At 60.5% G+C, this 16,864-nt stretch carries 11 protein-coding genes; 9 read left to right on the forward strand and 2 right to left on the reverse strand.

Annotated features, from left to right (window positions below):
* Positions 1 to 13 precede the first annotated feature (13 nt).
* From pilQ to hemE, 7 genes are all read left to right on the forward strand, one after another.
* On the forward strand, positions 14 to 2,095 hold the full coding sequence (gene pilQ / locus FQ192_RS14280) for a type IV pilus secretin PilQ family protein (RefSeq protein WP_149659173.1): 2,082 nt from the start codon (positions 14 to 16) through the stop codon (positions 2,093 to 2,095).
* 4 nt (positions 2,096 to 2,099) lie between these two features.
* A complete protein-coding gene (gene aroK / locus FQ192_RS14285) occupies positions 2,100 to 2,618 on the forward strand; it encodes a shikimate kinase AroK (protein ID WP_149659174.1) in 519 nt (172 codons plus the stop codon).
* Positions 2,619 to 2,769: 151 nt separating this feature from the next.
* Positions 2,770 to 3,870: a 3-dehydroquinate synthase gene (aroB, locus tag FQ192_RS14290; RefSeq protein WP_149659175.1), complete on the forward strand. Its 1,101-nt coding sequence runs from the start codon at positions 2,770 to 2,772 to the stop codon at positions 3,868 to 3,870.
* 10 nt (positions 3,871 to 3,880) lie between these two features.
* A complete protein-coding gene (locus FQ192_RS14295) occupies positions 3,881 to 5,464 on the forward strand; it encodes an AAA family ATPase (protein ID WP_149659176.1) in 1,584 nt (527 codons plus the stop codon).
* Positions 5,465 to 5,815: 351 nt separating this feature from the next.
* On the forward strand, positions 5,816 to 10,261 hold the full coding sequence (gene gltB, locus FQ192_RS14305; protein WP_149659177.1) for a glutamate synthase large subunit: 4,446 nt from the start codon (positions 5,816 to 5,818) through the stop codon (positions 10,259 to 10,261).
* A 122-nt stretch (positions 10,262 to 10,383) separates the two neighbouring features.
* Entirely contained in the window at positions 10,384 to 11,802 is a 1,419-nt protein-coding gene (locus tag FQ192_RS14310) for an FAD-dependent oxidoreductase (protein WP_149659178.1), read from the forward strand.
* Between the two features lie 253 nt (positions 11,803 to 12,055).
* Positions 12,056 to 13,123 carry a uroporphyrinogen decarboxylase gene (hemE, locus tag FQ192_RS14315; RefSeq protein ID WP_133837894.1) on the forward strand — a complete coding sequence of 356 codons (1,068 nt, stop codon included), beginning with the start codon at positions 12,056 to 12,058 and terminating at the stop codon, positions 13,121 to 13,123.
* Here the strand turns inward: hemE and FQ192_RS14320 are convergent.
* Both FQ192_RS14320 and FQ192_RS14325 read right to left on the reverse strand, forming a co-directional pair.
* Positions 13,044 to 13,532: an ATP-binding protein gene (locus tag FQ192_RS14320; RefSeq protein WP_149659179.1), complete on the reverse strand. Its 489-nt coding sequence runs from the start codon at positions 13,530 to 13,532 to the stop codon at positions 13,044 to 13,046. The two genes, hemE and FQ192_RS14320, sit on opposite strands and share 80 nt — an antisense overlap.
* A 78-nt stretch (positions 13,533 to 13,610) precedes the next feature.
* A complete protein-coding gene (locus FQ192_RS14325) occupies positions 13,611 to 14,888 on the reverse strand; it encodes an MFS transporter (protein WP_149659180.1) in 1,278 nt (425 codons plus the stop codon).
* Between the two features lie 118 nt (positions 14,889 to 15,006).
* Here FQ192_RS14325 and FQ192_RS14330 point away from each other — a divergent pair, with 118 nt between their 5' ends.
* Both FQ192_RS14330 and FQ192_RS34045 read left to right on the forward strand, forming a co-directional pair.
* On the forward strand, positions 15,007 to 15,909 hold the full coding sequence (locus tag FQ192_RS14330) for a LysR family transcriptional regulator (protein ID WP_149659181.1): 903 nt from the start codon (positions 15,007 to 15,009) through the stop codon (positions 15,907 to 15,909).
* Positions 15,910 to 16,259: 350 nt separating this feature from the next.
* Positions 16,260 to 16,589, forward strand: a complete 330-nt coding sequence (locus FQ192_RS34045) for a DUF6124 family protein (RefSeq protein WP_178129119.1) — start codon at positions 16,260 to 16,262, stop codon at positions 16,587 to 16,589.
* The last annotated feature ends 275 nt before the right edge of the window (positions 16,590 to 16,864 follow it).

Raw genomic sequence — 16,864 nt, forward strand, 5'->3', positions numbered from 1 at the left:
TGGAACTCGAACAATGAACAGGATTTTCTCAACCCTCGGTATTTCGCTATGGATAGCGCTGCTGTCGCCGATGGTACAAGCGGCCAACCTCAATGCGCTGGATGTCGCTGCGCTGCCGGGTGACCGCGTCGAGTTGAAGTTGACCTTCGACGGACCACCGCCGCCGCCCCATGGCTACACCACGGAGCAACCGGCGCGCATTGCGCTGGATTTGCCGGGCGTGGTCAGCAAACTGGCCAGCAAGAATCGCGACCTGGGTGGCGGTAACGCCCGCACTGCCACGGTGGTGGAGGCCAAGGACCGGACGCGACTGATCATCAACCTGACCCAACTGGCGCCGTACAGCTCCCGGGTCGAAGGCAACAATCTGTTCGTGGTCGTCGGGCAAGGCGCCAAAAGCGCGGCAACCAAGCCCGTCGCACCGCGCGTCGCCACCGCAACGCCGGCCCCGGCGAAAACCTACGCGCCGGTGGGCAAGGCCATCCGTGGCGTGGACTTTCAGCGCGGCACCCAGGGTGAAGGCAATGTGGTGATCGATTTGTCGGACCCCTCCATTGCCCCGGACATCCAGGAGCGCGACGGCAAGATCCTCCTCGGTTTCGCCAGGACCCAATTGCCCGAGCGATTGCGCGTGCGTCTCGACGTCAAGGATTTCGCCACCCCGGTGCAATTCGTCAACGCCAGTGCCACGGGCGACCGCGCCGTGATCAGTGTTGAACCCAGCGGCGCCTTCGAGTATTCGACCTACCAGACCGACAACAAGCTGACCGTCAGCATCCGTGCGGTCACTGCCGACGACTTGCAGAAGCGCAATGCTGAACGTTTTGCCTATACCGGCGAAAAGCTTTCGCTGAACTTCCAGGACATCGATGTGCGCTCAGTGCTGCAACTGATCGCCGACTTCACCAATCTCAACCTGGTGGCCAGCGACACGGTGCAGGGCGGCATTACCTTGCGCCTGCAGAACGTGCCGTGGGATCAGGCGCTGGACTTGGTGCTGAAAACCAAAGGTCTGGACAAGCGCAAGATCGGTAACGTGTTGCTGGTCGCGCCGGCCGATGAAATCGCCGCGCGGGAGCGTCAGGAGCTGGAGTCGCAGAAACAGATCGCCGAACTGGCGCCACTGCGTCGGGAGCTGTTGCAGGTCAACTACGCCAAGGCCGCGGACATCGCCAAGCTGTTCACCTCGGTGACCAGCGCCGATGCGAAAGTCGACGAGCGCGGTTCGATCACCGTCGACGAGCGGACCAACAACATCATCGCCTACCAGACCCAGGATCGCCTCGACGAGCTCCGGCGCATCGTCGCGCAACTGGATATCCCGGTGCGCCAGGTGATGATTGAGGCGCGGATCGTCGAAGCCAACGTCGATTACGACAAGAGCCTGGGCGTGCGCTGGGGTGGGTCGGTCCAGAACAAGGGCAACTGGAACACGTCGGGTGTCAGCAACGGCACCGGCGGGTCGGCCACCATTGGTACGCCTGGCGGCACGAACACCAACTCGTCGTTCGTCGACATGGGGACGGCGGCCAATACTTCGGGGCTCGGCATCGCGTTCATCACCGACAACGTGCTGCTCGATCTTGAGCTGACGGCGATGGAGAAGACCGGCAACGGCGAAATCGTCTCGCAGCCCAAGGTGGTTACGTCCGACAAGGAGACCGCGAAAATCCTCAAGGGCACCGAGATTCCCTATCAGGAAGCCAGCTCCAGTGGCGCGACTTCGGTGTCGTTCAAGGAGGCGTCGCTGTCCCTGGAAGTGACGCCGCAAATCACCCCGGACAACCGCATCATCATGGAGGTCAAGGTCACCAAGGATGAGCCGGACTATCTGAACAAGCTCAACGATGTCCCGCCGATCAAGAAAAACGAAGTCAACGCCAAAGTGCTGGTCAACGATGGCGAGACCATCGTCATTGGCGGGGTTTTCTCAAATACTCAGAGCAAGGTTGTAGATAAGGTGCCATTTCTCGGCGATGTGCCGTATCTTGGCCGCCTTTTCCGGCGTGACGTGGTTTCGGAGAAAAAATCCGAGCTGCTGGTATTTCTCACTCCGCGTATCATGAACAACCAGGCGATTGCTGTGAGTCATTGATTCTGTGCGAAATTTGATTCTTGTTGGACCGATGGGGGCTGGAAAAAGCACCATCGGCCGGTTGCTGGCCAAAGAGCTGCGCCTGCCATTCAAAGATTCCGACAAGGAAATTGAATTGCGCACGGGCGCCAATATCCCGTGGATCTTCGATAAAGAGGGCGAGCCCGGCTTTCGTGATCGCGAGCAAGCGATGATCGAAGAGCTGTGCGCCTGCGACGGCGTCGTGCTGGCGACCGGCGGCGGTGCCGTGATGCGCGAAGCCAATCGTCGGGCCCTGCATGCCGGGGGGCGCGTGGTTTATCTGCACGCCTCCGTCGAGCAGCAAGTTGGCCGCACCTCCCGCGATCGCAATCGTCCGCTGTTGCGCACCGCCGATCCGGCCAAGACCCTGCGCGACCTGCTGACGATCCGCGATCCGCTTTATCGGGAAATCGCTGATCTGGTGGTGGAAACCGATGAGCGGCCGCCGCGAATGGTCGTGCTAGACATCCTCGAACGCTTGCAGCAACTTCCGCCCCGTTAAAGCGCGGCGCGAAATGCGCTATCCTCGGCGTCCTGTCATGGCCGACCAAGGTTGTGGCGGATGGCTATCAAATGGCGTCACACCAGCAGGCGCCGCGCACATTCGTTAACTCAAGGCAGGACGCCTGATTCCATCTTCACTGTGGGGACACATGCAGACACTCAAGGTCGATCTAGGCGAGCGCAGCTACCCGATTCATATTGGCGAAGGTTTGTTGGATCAGCCCGAATTGCTGGCCCCGCACGTTCGCGGACGGCAAGTGGCAATCATTTCCAATGAGACCGTGGCGCCTCTCTATCTCGAACGTCTGACCAAAAGCCTCGCACAGTTTTCAGTTGTCTCGGTGGTGCTGCCCGACGGCGAAGCCTTCAAGACCTGGGAAACCCTGCAACTGATTTTCGACGGTCTGCTGACCGCCCGGCACGACCGCCGCACCACGGTGATCGCCCTCGGTGGCGGCGTGATCGGTGACATGGCCGGTTTTGCTGCCGCCTGCTACCAGCGCGGCGTGGACTTCATCCAGGTGCCGACCACGCTGCTGTCGCAAGTCGACTCGTCGGTGGGAGGCAAGACCGGGATCAACCATCCCCTGGGCAAAAACATGGTGGGCGCCTTCTATCAGCCCAATGTGGTGCTGATCGATACCGCGACGCTCAATACCTTGCCGGCTCGCGAACTGTCTGCGGGCCTCGCCGAAGTTATCAAGTACGGGCTGATCTGCGATGAGCCGTTCCTGACCTGGCTCGAAGAAAACGTCGATCGCCTGCGCGCCCTGGATCAGGTCGCCCTGACATACGCCATCAAGCGCTCCTGCGAGGCCAAGGCTGAAGTGGTAGGCGCCGACGAAAAGGAAACCGGCGTGCGCGCCACGTTGAACCTGGGTCACACCTTCGGCCACGCCATCGAAACCCACATGGGCTATGGTGTGTGGCTACATGGTGAGGCGGTCGCTGCTGGCACCGTAATGGCGCTGGAAATGTCCGCGCGCCTGGGCTGGATCAGCGAACAGGAGCGAGATCGCGGTATTCGCCTGTTCCAGCGTGCCGGCCTGCCGGTCATCCCGCCGCAAGAGATGACCGAAGCCGATTTTCTCGAACACATGGCAATTGACAAGAAAGTGATCGACGGTCGTTTGCGCCTGGTGCTGCTGCGCCACATGGGCGAAGCAGTGGTGACCGACGATTATCCGAAAGAGGTTCTACAGGCCACGCTGGGAGCGGATTACCGCGCCCTGGCTCAGCTTAAAGGTTAATAAGATCCCGATGACTAGTTTGCATGCCGACGAGGCTTTCCTTGGCCATTTCCAGTTAAGTCATGACCCTTTTGCTCCACGGGTGCCTGGCTTCAAATTTTTCCCGGCCCAGCGCAAACCGGTGCTGGGGCAACTGCATCACCTGGCGCGTTACAGCCAGTTGCTGCTGGTGGTCACTGGCCCGCAAGGCAGCGGCAAGACCCTGTTGCGCCAGGCCCTGGTGGCCAGCACCAACAAGCAGTCCGTGCAAAGCGTGGTGGTTTCCGCCCGTGGTGCCGGTGATGCCGCCGGTGTGCTGCGCCAGGTCGCCCAGGCGCTGAACGTGGCCCAGGCCGAGATCAACGCGATCCTGGCCCAGGTGGTGCAACTGGCCCTGACCGGGCAGGAAGTCTACTTGCTGGTGGATGACGCCGAGCAACTCGACGAGTCCGCGCTCGAAGCCTTGATGGCCCTGGCCGCCGGTGCACCGGAGGGTCGCCCTCATGTGTTCCTGTTCGGCGAGTCGTCGCTGATTGCGCAACTGGAGGCGTTGAGCCTCGAGGAAGAGCGCTTCCACGTCATCGAATTGCAGCCCTACACCGAAGAAGAAACCCGCGAATACCTGGATCAGCGTCTCGAAGGCGCCGGTCGGGGTATCGAACTTTTCACCGCGGATCAGATCTCTGATATTCACGAAAGCTCCGACGGTTGGCCTGGCAACATCAACCAGGTCGCCCGCGATGCGATGATCGAAGCCATGATTGCCAGCCGCACAGCGGTGAAGCGTCCAAGTATGGGGTTCAACATGCCGAAGAAACACGTATTGGCGATTTCCGCCGTAGTCGTGGTCGCGGTAGCCGCCGCCTGGTTGATGCCGGGCCGCAGCAAGACACCGACCACCGGCGCACCGGCCAACGAACAGGCCCAACTGCCACTGGGCACGCCAAAACCTAACGCTGCCGGGGGCGCGCCTTCGGTAGAGTTCGCCGGTAACACGCAGCCGATGCCGTTGCCGCTCGTCGGCCAGCAGCAACCGGTCATGCGCAGCCCACTGGCCGAAGCGGCCGGTGGTATCACTGAAGGCGACGACGGCGTGCCGGTCGAAGGCTCCAGCGCCACGCCGCCAACCGTGACCACCATCGCACCGCCGACCGGCATCCAGCCTGGCCCTGCACCGACGCCTGCCGCCAAACCGGCGCCGGCACCGACCCAGGTCGCTACCGCCAAGCCAGCGCCTGCGCCAGCGGCCAAGCCGGCTCCAGCGCCGGCCAAGCCCGTAGTCGCCGCCAAACCGGCCGAGAAGCCGGTTACCGTCGCTAAAGCCGCCGGCGGCACTTGGTACGCCGGGCAGCCGACGAGCAACTACGTGGTGCAGATCCTCGGCACCAGCTCCGAAACCGCTGCACAATCCTTCGTCAAGGAGCAGGGCGGCGAGTACCGTTATTTCAAGAAAGTGCTGAACGGCAAACCGCTTTACGTCATCACCTACGGCAGCTTCGCCAACCGCGATGCAGCCGTTACCGCCATCAAGGCCTTGCCAGCGAAGGTTCAGGCTGGTAAACCTTGGCCTCGCTCCGTCGCCAGCGTCCAACAGGAACTGGCTACAGCTCGCTGATGATTCGGCGGCCTTACCCAGGCCGCCTCTCCCGGCACCTCAAAATTTTCCGCAAGTAGCATGCTGCCCCAGAGGCCGCGTGCCTTGTGGTGTCTGCGTTACAGTAGTCTTTGAGTCGTTGCGGTCAAAATTAAAAAAGTTTTGACTAGCACAGCAGATCGCTTTAAACCTTTCACAAATGCGACATAGATTTGCGACAGTTCGTCGTCAAATTTGTGAGCGTCTGTGTCGCTGTGTACAATGACCACCCTTTTGCCCCCGCTAAGCTGGCGTACGTTCGGCGCGGAATGCAAGTGGTTGAATTGAAAAGAAATTTGCCTCGAAAAGAGGCAGCCTGGTGAGAAAGTGTCTATGAAAGCAGGTCTGTACCAACCAGATGAATTCAAGGATAACTGCGGTTTTGGCCTGATAGCCCATATGCAGGGCGAGCCCAGTCATACCCTTTTGCAAACGGCCATTGAGGCCCTGACCTGCATGACCCACCGCGGTGGGATCAACGCCGACGGCAAGACCGGTGACGGATGCGGCTTGCTGATTCAAAAGCCGGACGTGTTCCTGCGAGCCATTGCCCAGGAAACCTTCGGCGTCGAACTGCCCAAGCAATATGCCGTGGGCATGGTCTTCTTCAACCAGGACCCGGTCAAAGCCGAAGCCGCTCGCGAAAACATGAACCGCGAGATCCTTGCGGCCGGCCTGACCCTCGTCGGCTGGCGCAAAGTGCCGATCGACACCAGCGTCCTCGGCCGCCTGGCCCTGGAGCGCCTGCCGCAGATCGAACAGGTGTACATCGGCGGTGAAGGCCTGAGCGATCAGGACATGGCGATCAAACTGTTCACTTCCCGTCGTCGCTCGTCCGTGGCCAACGCCGCCGACGCCGATCACTACATCTGCAGCTTTTCGCACAAGACCATTATTTATAAAGGCCTGATGATGCCGGCGGACTTGACCGCCTTCTATCCAGACCTCAGCGACCAGCGCCTGCAAACCTCGATCTGCGTGTTCCACCAGCGCTTCTCGACCAATACCCTGCCGAAATGGCCGCTGGCGCAGCCGTTCCGCTTCCTCGCCCATAACGGCGAGATCAACACCATCACCGGTAACCGCAACTGGGCCGTGGCCCGTCGCACCAAGTTCACCAACGACTTGATGGACTTGGAAGAACTCGGCCCACTGGTCAACCGTGTCGGTTCTGACTCCTCGAGCATGGACAACATGCTCGAGCTGATGGTCACTGGCGGCATCGACCTGTTCCGTGGCGTGCGGATGATCATTCCGCCTGCGTGGCAGAACGTCGAAACCATGGACCCGGACCTGCGGGCGTTCTACGAATACAACTCGATGCACATGGAGCCGTGGGACGGCCCGGCCGGCGTGGTCATGACCGACGGTCGCTACGCGGTGTGCCTGCTCGACCGTAACGGTCTGCGTCCGGCGCGTTGGGTCACCACCAAGAACGGTTTCATCACCCTGGCCTCGGAAATCGGTGTCTGGAACTACCAGCCTGAAGACGTGATCGCCAAGGGCCGTGTAGGCCCGGGCCAGATCTTTGCCGTGGACACCGAAACCGGTCAGATCCTCGACACCGATGCGATCGACAACCGCTTGAAGTCCCGTCATCCGTACAAGCAATGGCTGCGCAAGAATGCCCTGCGCATCCAGGCGACCATGGAAGACAACGACCACGGTTCGGCTTTCTACGACGTCGACCAGCTCAAGCAGTACATGAAGATGTATCAAGTCACGTTCGAAGAGCGCGACCAGGTGCTGCGTCCGCTCGGCGAGCAAGGCTACGAAGCCGTGGGCTCGATGGGCGACGATACGCCGATGGCCGTGCTGTCCCAGCGCGTGCGCACGCCGTACGACTATTTCCGCCAGCAGTTCGCCCAGGTGACCAACCCGCCGATCGACCCGCTGCGTGAAGCCATCGTCATGTCGCTGGAGATCTGCCTCGGTGCCGAGCGCAACATCTTCCAGGAGTCGCCGGAACACGCTTCGCGCGTGATCCTCAGCTCGCCGGTTATCTCTCCGGCCAAGTGGCGCTCGCTGATGAACCTCGATCGTCCGGGCTTTGAGCGCGCGATCATCGATCTGAACTACGACGAAAGCGTCGGCCTCGAAGCGGCGATCCGCAACGTTGCCGATCAGGCTGAAGAAGCCGTGCGTTCCGGCCGTACCCAGGTGGTGCTGAGTGACCGTCACATTGCCCCGGGCAAGTTGCCGATTCACGCATCCTTGGCCACCGGCGCGGTGCATCACCGCCTGACCGAAAAAGGCCTGCGCTGCGATTCCAACATCCTCGTGGAAACCGCCACCGCTCGCGACCCGCATCACTTCGCGGTCCTGATCGGTTTCGGCGCCTCGGCGGTCTATCCGTTCCTGGCCTACGAAGTGCTGGGCGACCTGATCCGTACCGGTGAAGTACTGGGCGACCTCTACGAGGTGTTCAAGAACTACCGCAAAGGCATCACCAAAGGCCTGCTGAAGATCCTGTCGAAGATGGGCATCTCGACCATCACTTCGTACCGCGGTGCGCAGTTGTTCGAAGCCATTGGCCTGTCCGAAGAAGTCTGCGAACTGAGCTTCCGTGGCGTGCCGAGCCGCATCAAGGGTGCGCGTTTCGTCGACATCGAAGCCGAGCAGAAAGCCTTGGCCGCCGAAGCCTGGAGCCCGCGCAAGCCAATCCAGCAGGGCGGTTTGCTGAAGTTTGTCCACGGTGGCGAATATCACGCTTACAACCCGGACGTGGTCAGCACCCTGCAAGCCGCTGTGCAGCAGGGCGACTACAGCAAGTTCAAGGAATACACGGCGCTGGTGGACAACCGTCCGGTGTCGATGATCCGCGACCTGTTCAAGGTGAAGACCCTGGACACGGCGCTGGACATCAGCGAGATCGAACCGCTGGAATCGGTGCTCAAGCGCTTCGACTCCGCTGGCATCTCGTTGGGCGCCTTGTCGCCTGAGGCTCACGAAGCCCTGGCCGAAGCCATGAACCGCCTCGGTGCGCGTTCCAACTCCGGCGAAGGCGGCGAAGACCCGGCGCGCTACGGCACCATCAAGAGCTCGAAAATCAAGCAGGTTGCGACTGGCCGTTTCGGTGTGACCCCGGAATACCTGGTCAACGCTGAAGTGCTGCAGATCAAAGTCGCCCAGGGTGCCAAGCCCGGCGAAGGTGGTCAGCTGCCAGGGGGCAAGGTCAACGGTCTGATCGCCAAGCTGCGTTACGCAGTGCCGGGCGTGACCCTGATTTCGCCGCCACCGCACCACGACATCTACTCGATCGAAGACTTGTCGCAGCTGATTTTTGACCTGAAACAAGTCAACCCGAAGGCTTTGGTCTCGGTGAAGCTGGTGGCAGAAGCAGGCGTCGGCACCATCGCTGCCGGTGTGGCCAAGGCCTACGCGGACTTGATCACCATCTCCGGCTATGACGGCGGCACCGGTGCATCGCCACTGACCTCGATCAAATACGCGGGCGCGCCGTGGGAACTCGGCCTGGCCGAAACCCACCAGACCCTGCGTGGCAATGACCTGCGTGGCAAAGTCCGGGTACAAACCGACGGCGGCCTGAAAACCGGCCTCGACGTGATCAAGGCTGCGATCCTCGGCGCCGAAAGCTTCGGCTTCGGCACCGCGCCAATGATCGCCCTGGGCTGCAAATACCTGCGCATCTGCCACCTGAACAACTGCGCCACCGGCGTCGCGACTCAGAACGAGAAGCTGCGCAAGGATCACTACATCGGCACCGTCGACATGGTGGTGAATTTCTTCACCTACGTCGCCGAAGAAACCCGTGAGTGGCTGGCCAAGCTGGGCGTGCGCTCCCTCGAAGAGCTGATCGGTCGTACCGATCTGCTGGAAATCCTCGAAGGCCAGACCGCCAAGCAGCAACACTTGGACCTGACCCCGTTGCTGGGCAGCGATCACATCCCGGCAGACAAACCTCAGTTCTGCCAGGTCGAGCGCAACCCGCCATTCGACAAAGGCCTGCTGGCCGAGAAAATGGTCGACATGGCCACCTCGGCGATCAACGACAAGAGCGGCGCTGATTTCGAGCTGAATATCTGCAACTGCGACCGTTCGATCGGCGCGCGGATCTCCGGTGAAATCGCCCGCAAGCACGGCAACCAAGGCATGGCGAACGCGCCGATCACTTTCCGCTTCAAAGGGACGGCCGGTCAGAGCTTCGGTGTGTGGAACGCCGGCGGCCTGAACATGTACCTGGAAGGCGACGCCAACGACTACGTCGGCAAAGGCATGACCGGTGGCAAGCTGGTCATCGTTCCGCCGAAGGGCAGCGTCTACAAGACCCAGGACAGTGCGATCATCGGCAACACCTGCCTGTACGGCGCCACCGGCGGCAAGCTGTTTGCCGCTGGCACCGCAGGCGAGCGTTTCGCCGTGCGTAACTCCGGTGCCCACACCGTGGTGGAAGGCACTGGCGATCACTGCTGCGAGTACATGACCGGTGGTTTCGTTTGCGTTCTGGGCAAGACCGGTTACAACTTCGGCTCAGGCATGACCGGCGGTTTCGCCTACGTGCTCGACCAGGACAACTCCTTCGTTGACCGGGTCAACCACGAACTGGTGGAAATCCAGCGGATCAGCGGCGAAGCGATGGAAGCCTATCGCAGCCACCTGCAACGCGTGCTGGACGAATACGTCGCGGAAACCGACAGCGAATGGGGTCGTAACCTCGCTGAGAACCTCGATGACTATCTGCGTCGTTTCTGGCTGGTCAAGCCCAAGGCTGCCAACCTGAAATCGTTGCTTTCCAGCACCCGTGCCAATCCGCAATAAGGGCAGCTGCAAGCGGCAAGCTTCAAGCCGCCAGTTAACAGCAGTGCGCGATGTGCCTGCCACCGTGATTGTCTTGCAGCTTGAAGCTTGTAGCTTCGAGCTGCTGTTGAGAGGTTTTAACAATGGCTGAACGTCTGAATAACGACTTCCAGTTCATCGATGTCGGGCGCAAAGATCCGAAGAAGAAACTGTTGCGTCAACGCAAGAAAGAGTTCGTGGAAATCTACGAACCCTTTAAACCCCAGCATTCGGCCGATCAGGCCCACCGCTGCCTGGGTTGCGGTAACCCGTATTGCGAATGGAAGTGCCCGGTGCACAACTTCATTCCCAACTGGCTGAAACTGGTGGCCGAGGGCAACATCCTCCAGGCCGCCGAGCTGTCGCACCAGACCAACACCCTGCCGGAAGTCTGCGGTCGGGTGTGCCCCCAGGATCGTCTGTGCGAGGGTGCCTGCACCCTCAACGACGGCTTCGGCGCGGTGACCATCGGTTCGGTCGAGAAGTACATCACCGACACCGCCTTCGCCATGGGCTGGCGCCCGGACATGTCCAAGGTCAAGCCGACCGGCAAGCGTGTCGCAATCATCGGTGCCGGCCCTGCTGGCCTGGGCTGTGCCGACGTGCTGGTGCGCGGCGGCGTGACCCCGGTGGTGTTCGACAAGAACCCGGAAATCGGCGGTCTGCTGACCTTCGGTATCCCCGAGTTCAAGCTGGAAAAGACCGTGTTGAGCAATCGCCGCGAAGTCTTCACCGGCATGGGCATCGAGTTCCGCCTGAACACCGAAGTGGGCAAGGACGTGACCATCGAGCAACTGCTCGCCGAATACGATGCCGTGTTCATGGGCATGGGCACTTACACCTACATGAAGGGCGGCTTTGCCGGTGAGGACCTGCCGGGCGTGCACGACGCGCTCGACTTCCTGATCGCCAACGTCAACCGCAACCTGGGCTTTGAAAAGTCGCCGGAAGATTTCGTCGACATGAAAGGCAAGAAGGTCGTGGTGCTGGGCGGCGGCGACACGGCGATGGACTGCAACCGCACGTCGATCCGCCAGGGCGCCAAGTCGGTGACCTGTGCGTATCGTCGCGACGAAGCGAACATGCCCGGCTCGCGCAAAGAGGTGAAGAACGCCAAGGAAGAAGGCGTGAAATTCCTCTACAACCGCCAGCCGATCGCCATCGTCGGTGAAGACCGCGTCGAAGGTGTGAAAGTGGTCGAGACCCGTCTCGGCGAACCGGACGCCCGTGGCCGTCGCAGCCCCGAGCCGATCCCGGGTTCCGAAGAGATCATCCCGGCCGACGCCGTGGTCATCGCGTTCGGTTTCCGTCCAAGCCCGGCGTCGTGGTTCGAACAGTACGAAATCCAGACCGACAGCCAGGGCCGCGTCGTGGCCCCGGAGCAGGGTAAATACAAGCACCAGACCAGCAACCCGAAAATCTTCGCCGGTGGCGATATGGTTCGCGGGTCTGACCTGGTGGTGACGGCGATCTTCGAAGGCCGCAATGCGGCTGAAGGGATCCTGGATTACCTGGAGGTCTGATCGCTTTCCTGAACAGGAATGCGATCAAAATGTGGGAGCGGGCTTGCTCGCGAAGACGGTGTAACAGTCAGTATTGATGTCGACTGACACACCGCTTTCGCGAGCAAGCCCGCTCCCACATTGGTTTCAGGGTGTTGCGAATGCCGGATTTTCACCGCGACAAATTGACCCGATAGACAAAAGGCTGACCTGCAACCGTGCCTTTTGCGTCGCGCTCTGAGAAAATGCCCGCACTTTTTTTCCGGATGCCGACATGACTGCCCTGAAGAACGACCGTTTCCTTCGCGCCCTGCTCAAGCAACCCGTAGACGTCACGCCTGTCTGGATGATGCGTCAGGCCGGTCGCTATCTGCCGGAATACCGCGCCAGCCGCGCCAAGGCCGGTGACTTCATGAGCCTGTGCATGAACCCGGAGTTCGCTTGCGAAGTCACGATGCAACCGCTCGACCGCTACCCGCAACTGGACGCGGCGATCCTCTTCTCCGACATCCTCACCATCCCGGACGCCATGGGCCAAGGCCTGTACTTTGAAACCGGTGAAGGCCCACGCTTCAAGAAAGTCGTCAGCACGATGGCCGACATCGAAGCCCTGCCGATCCCGGATCCGCACAAAGACCTTGGCTACGTGATGGACGCGGTCAGCACCATCCGCCGCGAACTGAACGGCCGCGTGCCGCTGATCGGCTTCTCCGGCAGCCCATGGACCCTGGCCACCTACATGGTCGAAGGCGGCTCGTCGAAAGACTACCGCAAGACCAAAACCATGCTCTACGACAACCCGCAAGCCCTGCACTTGTTGCTGGACAAGCTGGCTCAGTCGGTCACCAGCTACCTCAACGGCCAGATCATGGCCGGCGCCCAAGCGGTGCAGATCTTCGATAGCTGGGGCGGCAACCTCTCGGCGGCGGCGTACCAGGAATTCTCCCTGGCCTACATGCGCAAGATCGTCAGTGGCCTGATCCGCGAACACGAAGGCCGCAAAGTGCCGGTCATCCTGTTCACCAAGGGCGGGGGGCTGTGGCTGGAAAGCATCGCCGACGCTGGCGCTGACGCATTGGGCCTGGACTGGACCTGCGACATCGGCAACGCCCGCGACCGCGTCGGCAACAAAGTCGCCCTGCAAGGCAACATGGACCCGACCGTGCTCTACGCCAAGCCAGAAGCCATCCGCACCGAAGTCGGCCGCATCCTTGCCAGCTACGGCAAGGGCAGTGGCCACGTGTTCAACCTGGGTCATGGCATCACCCCGGAAGTTGATCCGGAGCATGCGGGCGCGTTCCTGCGCGCGGTGCATGAATTGTCGGCGCAGTATCACGAGTGATCGTTGCCCGATAACCAAAACGCCCGGCTTGTGCCGGGCGTTTTTGCTTTTTTTCAGCGTCGAAAATGGAATCGACCAGGTGTGGAAGGGCTTCCCCATCTCGTTTAATCACCCATTCTGTTGCTTCGAACACGTCACCCATGCCGTGCACAAGTAATGGAAATTTGCGTTCGTACCGGCTTCGGCCATCAAAACGATCTATGACAAAACGTATGTCTTCATTTTTTAGGGAGGTCTGGCTAGGTTTCATCGCATTGCCGAATTCGATGAATGAAACTGCCACCGCCTGCAACAACGAAGTCTTCCCACTCCCATTAACCCCCACCACCAGATTGAAACCCGGCTGAAAGTCGAAAGTGGCATCTTCGTAGCAACGAAAATTCTGAATGTGAAGACGGTCCAGGCGCATTCTGGTTTCCCTTTACCAAGACTGACGAATGCCGTCAGTGTACCTTGGCTCGCGATTACCGCTGGGGCGCAGTTGTGGCTAGACCTGTGCGGTGCCTGGCAGCGGCGGCAACTTCGCCAGCTTCAACGCTACCAACAACGCAATCACCAGCAACCCGCCAATAAACAACCCGATCCCGTTCCACCCGCCGAGGTGCCAGAACACCCCACCCGCCGTCCCCGCAATACTCGACCCGGCGTAATAGCTGAACAGATACAGCGACGAAGCCTGCCCCTTGGCCTTGATCGCCCGCCGCCCAATCCAGCTGCTGGCCACCGAATGCGCGCCGAAGAAGCCGAAGGTGAAGATCAGCATGCCAATGATCACCAGTGGCAGCGGTGTAAACAGGGTCAGCGCCAGGCCTGCGAGCATCAAGGTGATCGTCGCCCACAGCACCTTACGGCGGCCCAGTTTGTCCGCCAGCGAACCAATCTTCGCCGAGCTATAGATCCCCGACAGGTACACCACCGACAGCAGCCCGACAAAGGCCTGGTCCATGTTGTAAGGCGCGGCCAGCAGGCGATAGCCGATGTAGTTGAACAGCGTGACGAACGCGCCCATCAGCACAAAAGCCTCAAGGAACAGCAGCGGCAGGCCGGCGTCGCGAAAGTGCATGGTGAAGCCGTCGAGCAGGCTGCGCGGGTGCATCGAGCGAGCGCGGAAGTTGCGTGACTCGGGCAGGATCTTCCAGAACACAGCCGCCGCGATCAGCGCCAGACCGCCGATCACCAACATCGCCGTGTGCCAACTGACGAAGTCGATCAACACGCCAGTGATCAAGCGTCCAGACATCCCGCCAATCGCGTTACCGCCAATGTACAAACCCATGGCCAAGCCAATGTGCTGCGGATGAATCTCTTCGCTCAAATAAGTCATGGCGACCGCCGCCAGGCCGCTCAACGACAGCCCGATCAACGCCCGCATGATCAACACGCCTTCCCAGCTCGGCATCATCGCGCTGGCCATGGTGCACAGCGAAGCGGCGAACAACGCGGTCACCATCACCGGCTTGCGCCCGACCCGGTCGGAAATCGGGCCGGTGATCAGCAGACCAATCGCGAGCATGCCGGTGGCCACCGACAGGATCAGGCTGCTCTGGGCCGCGTTGATCGAGTACTCGTGGGACAGCAGCGGCATCATCGGCTGCACGCAATACAGCAGGGCGAACGTCGCGAAGCCGCCGCAGAACAGCGCCAGCACCGTGCGCATGAACATCGGCGTGCCTTTTTCGATGTAGATCTCGTTCAGCTCGGCGACGACATCGTCCAGCGCAGTGGGCGGAACTTCATGGGCGAGTGGGGTGACAGCAGTTTTCACTTCGGACCTCGGAGGGCGCAGCCGGTCAGGCAATGAAAAAAGCATATAGCTGCCTAATGATTCAATCCAATATATTGTTCGACCTGTTTGATAGGTTTAGCGACCTAATGGAGTTTTCATGGAATTACGCCACCTGCGCTACTTCATCGCCGTCGCCGAAGAGCTGCACTTTGGCCGCGCCGCTCAGGTGTTGGGCATCTCGCAGCCGCCGTTGAGTCAACAGATTCAGGCACTGGAAGCGGAGGTTGGCGCACGGTTGTTCGAGCGGACCAATCGTCGGGTCGAGCTGAGTGAGGCTGGTCGGTTGTTTCTGGAAGAGGCGCGACTGGTGCTGGCCCAGGTCGACAAAGCGGCAGACGTTGCCCGCCGTGCGCAACTCGGGGAGCTGGGCGAGTTGAAAATCGGCTTCACCTCGTCGGCACCCTTCAACTCGACCATCCCCCAGGCGATTTTCTCGTTTCGTCAGCGCTTCCCCGCTGTGCACCTGAACTTGCGGGAGATGAGCAGCACCCAAGTCGCCGACGCGTTAGTGGATGAGTCAATCGAGATCGGAATCATGCGACCGCTCGGGTTGCCGGATTCCCTCAGCGTGGTGGAGTTGATGCGCGAGCCCCTGGTGGCGGTGCTCAGTTCCAAGCATCCATTGGCGAACGACAGCGAAGAAGGCCTGTTTCTGTCTGCCCTTGCCCTCGAACCTTTCGTCTTTTTCCCACGCAGTTATGGCAGTGGTCTGTACGCCCAGCTACTCAGCCTGGCGCGAGATGCCGGGTTTAGCCCGCACTTTGCCCAAGAGGCTGGCGAGGCGATGACCATCATTGGGTTGGTAGCGGCGGGGTTGGGTGTGTCGGTACTGCCGGCGTCGTACCAGCGGATGAGGATCGATGGTGTGGTGTATCGGCCGCTGCTGGATCCGGAAGCGGTGTCGGCGGTGTGGCTGGTGCAGCGCAAGGATCAGAAATCGCCGATGGCGAAGGCGTTTGTGGAGTTGTTGACGAGGAAGGTGGAGCCCCTGAAATCGTGATGCCCTCTGTGGGACATTTCCGAAGCTATGTTCCGGAAGACTACAACGCCTTGCGGCGGAGCTTACGACAGGCTCAGAATCCGCCGGCTTGTACGCTTTGGGGGCCATCGGTAACTTGATTCGCATCACTGCTCATCAGTGATCGGGTTTAGTAGCTCGTGGTTACACGAAGCGTATTTGCGTTCCAGACAGTCAGGTATTTTCCATGCCTGTGCTTGATGGTAGCTGTGCGCAGGGCGCTCTCGGGCGCGCCGGTTTCGTGTCTCCCCGGTCTACTAACCTGCGTTCAGCTGCCACCCTTTTGTTTAGTAGCAATTCGGTGACGGCTCCACTTTTTTGGAGACCGAATTATGTTCAAGGACACACCAAACCCGCCGGATGGTCATTCGGCATCTCTCGACACGTCCCCGGACGCAGAAACGCTCAATCAGTCCGCCGATAACGTAGCGCCCCTCTACAAGCGACAACCCAGCAACATCGTTTTCATCGCGCCCGAAGTCGACAACCGGACCTTGCTGGAATACGCGAGTGAATCGCTGGCATCGGCGAATGTCATGGCGAGTGATTTCGTGAGATTTCTGGAGGGATCGCAGTGCAACACACTGCTTGGGATTCAGCAGTCGATCATGTTGGGAGAGCTGGCGGTCAACCGGGTGCTGGACAACTTCGACTCACCTTGAAAACGACAGAGATGATCGTTCCCACGCTCCTGCGTGGGAATGCCTCAATGGACGCTCTACGTCCGCCTCGGCAGGGACGCGGAGCGTCCCGGGCTGCATTCCCACGCAGAGCGTGGGAACGATCAATCAACGGCGAACCCGAAAGGGGCTTGTGAGACTCTGAGGATCCTGGGTAACCAGCCATCGCAGAGCCAGACAGGTGAAGGGCGATGACAAGCCGACCTGTTTGCGAAGGGGCGCCGAAAGGCGCCCTTTGTCATTGTGGCGAGAGAACT

The organism is Pseudomonas sp. ANT_J12, from assembly GCF_008370045.1.
GTDB lineage: Bacteria > Pseudomonadota > Gammaproteobacteria > Pseudomonadales > Pseudomonadaceae > Aquipseudomonas.

Coding starts and splice junctions, on each gene's coding strand:
- FQ192_RS14320 (WP_149659179.1), bottom strand. CDS start 13,532: ATGCGCCTGGACCGTCTTCACATTCAGAATTTTCGTTGCTACGAAGAT.
- FQ192_RS14310 (WP_149659178.1), top strand. CDS start 10,384: ATGGCTGAACGTCTGAATAACGACTTCCAGTTCATCGATGTCGGGCGC.
- gltB (WP_149659177.1), top strand. CDS start 5,816: ATGAAAGCAGGTCTGTACCAACCAGATGAATTCAAGGATAACTGCGGT.
- FQ192_RS14330 (WP_149659181.1), top strand. CDS start 15,007: ATGGAATTACGCCACCTGCGCTACTTCATCGCCGTCGCCGAAGAGCTG.
- pilQ (WP_149659173.1), top strand. CDS start 14: ATGAACAGGATTTTCTCAACCCTCGGTATTTCGCTATGGATAGCGCTG.
- hemE (WP_133837894.1), top strand. CDS start 12,056: ATGACTGCCCTGAAGAACGACCGTTTCCTTCGCGCCCTGCTCAAGCAA.
- FQ192_RS14295 (WP_149659176.1), top strand. CDS start 3,881: ATGACTAGTTTGCATGCCGACGAGGCTTTCCTTGGCCATTTCCAGTTA.
- FQ192_RS34045 (WP_178129119.1), top strand. CDS start 16,260: ATGTTCAAGGACACACCAAACCCGCCGGATGGTCATTCGGCATCTCTC.
- aroB (WP_149659175.1), top strand. CDS start 2,770: ATGCAGACACTCAAGGTCGATCTAGGCGAGCGCAGCTACCCGATTCAT.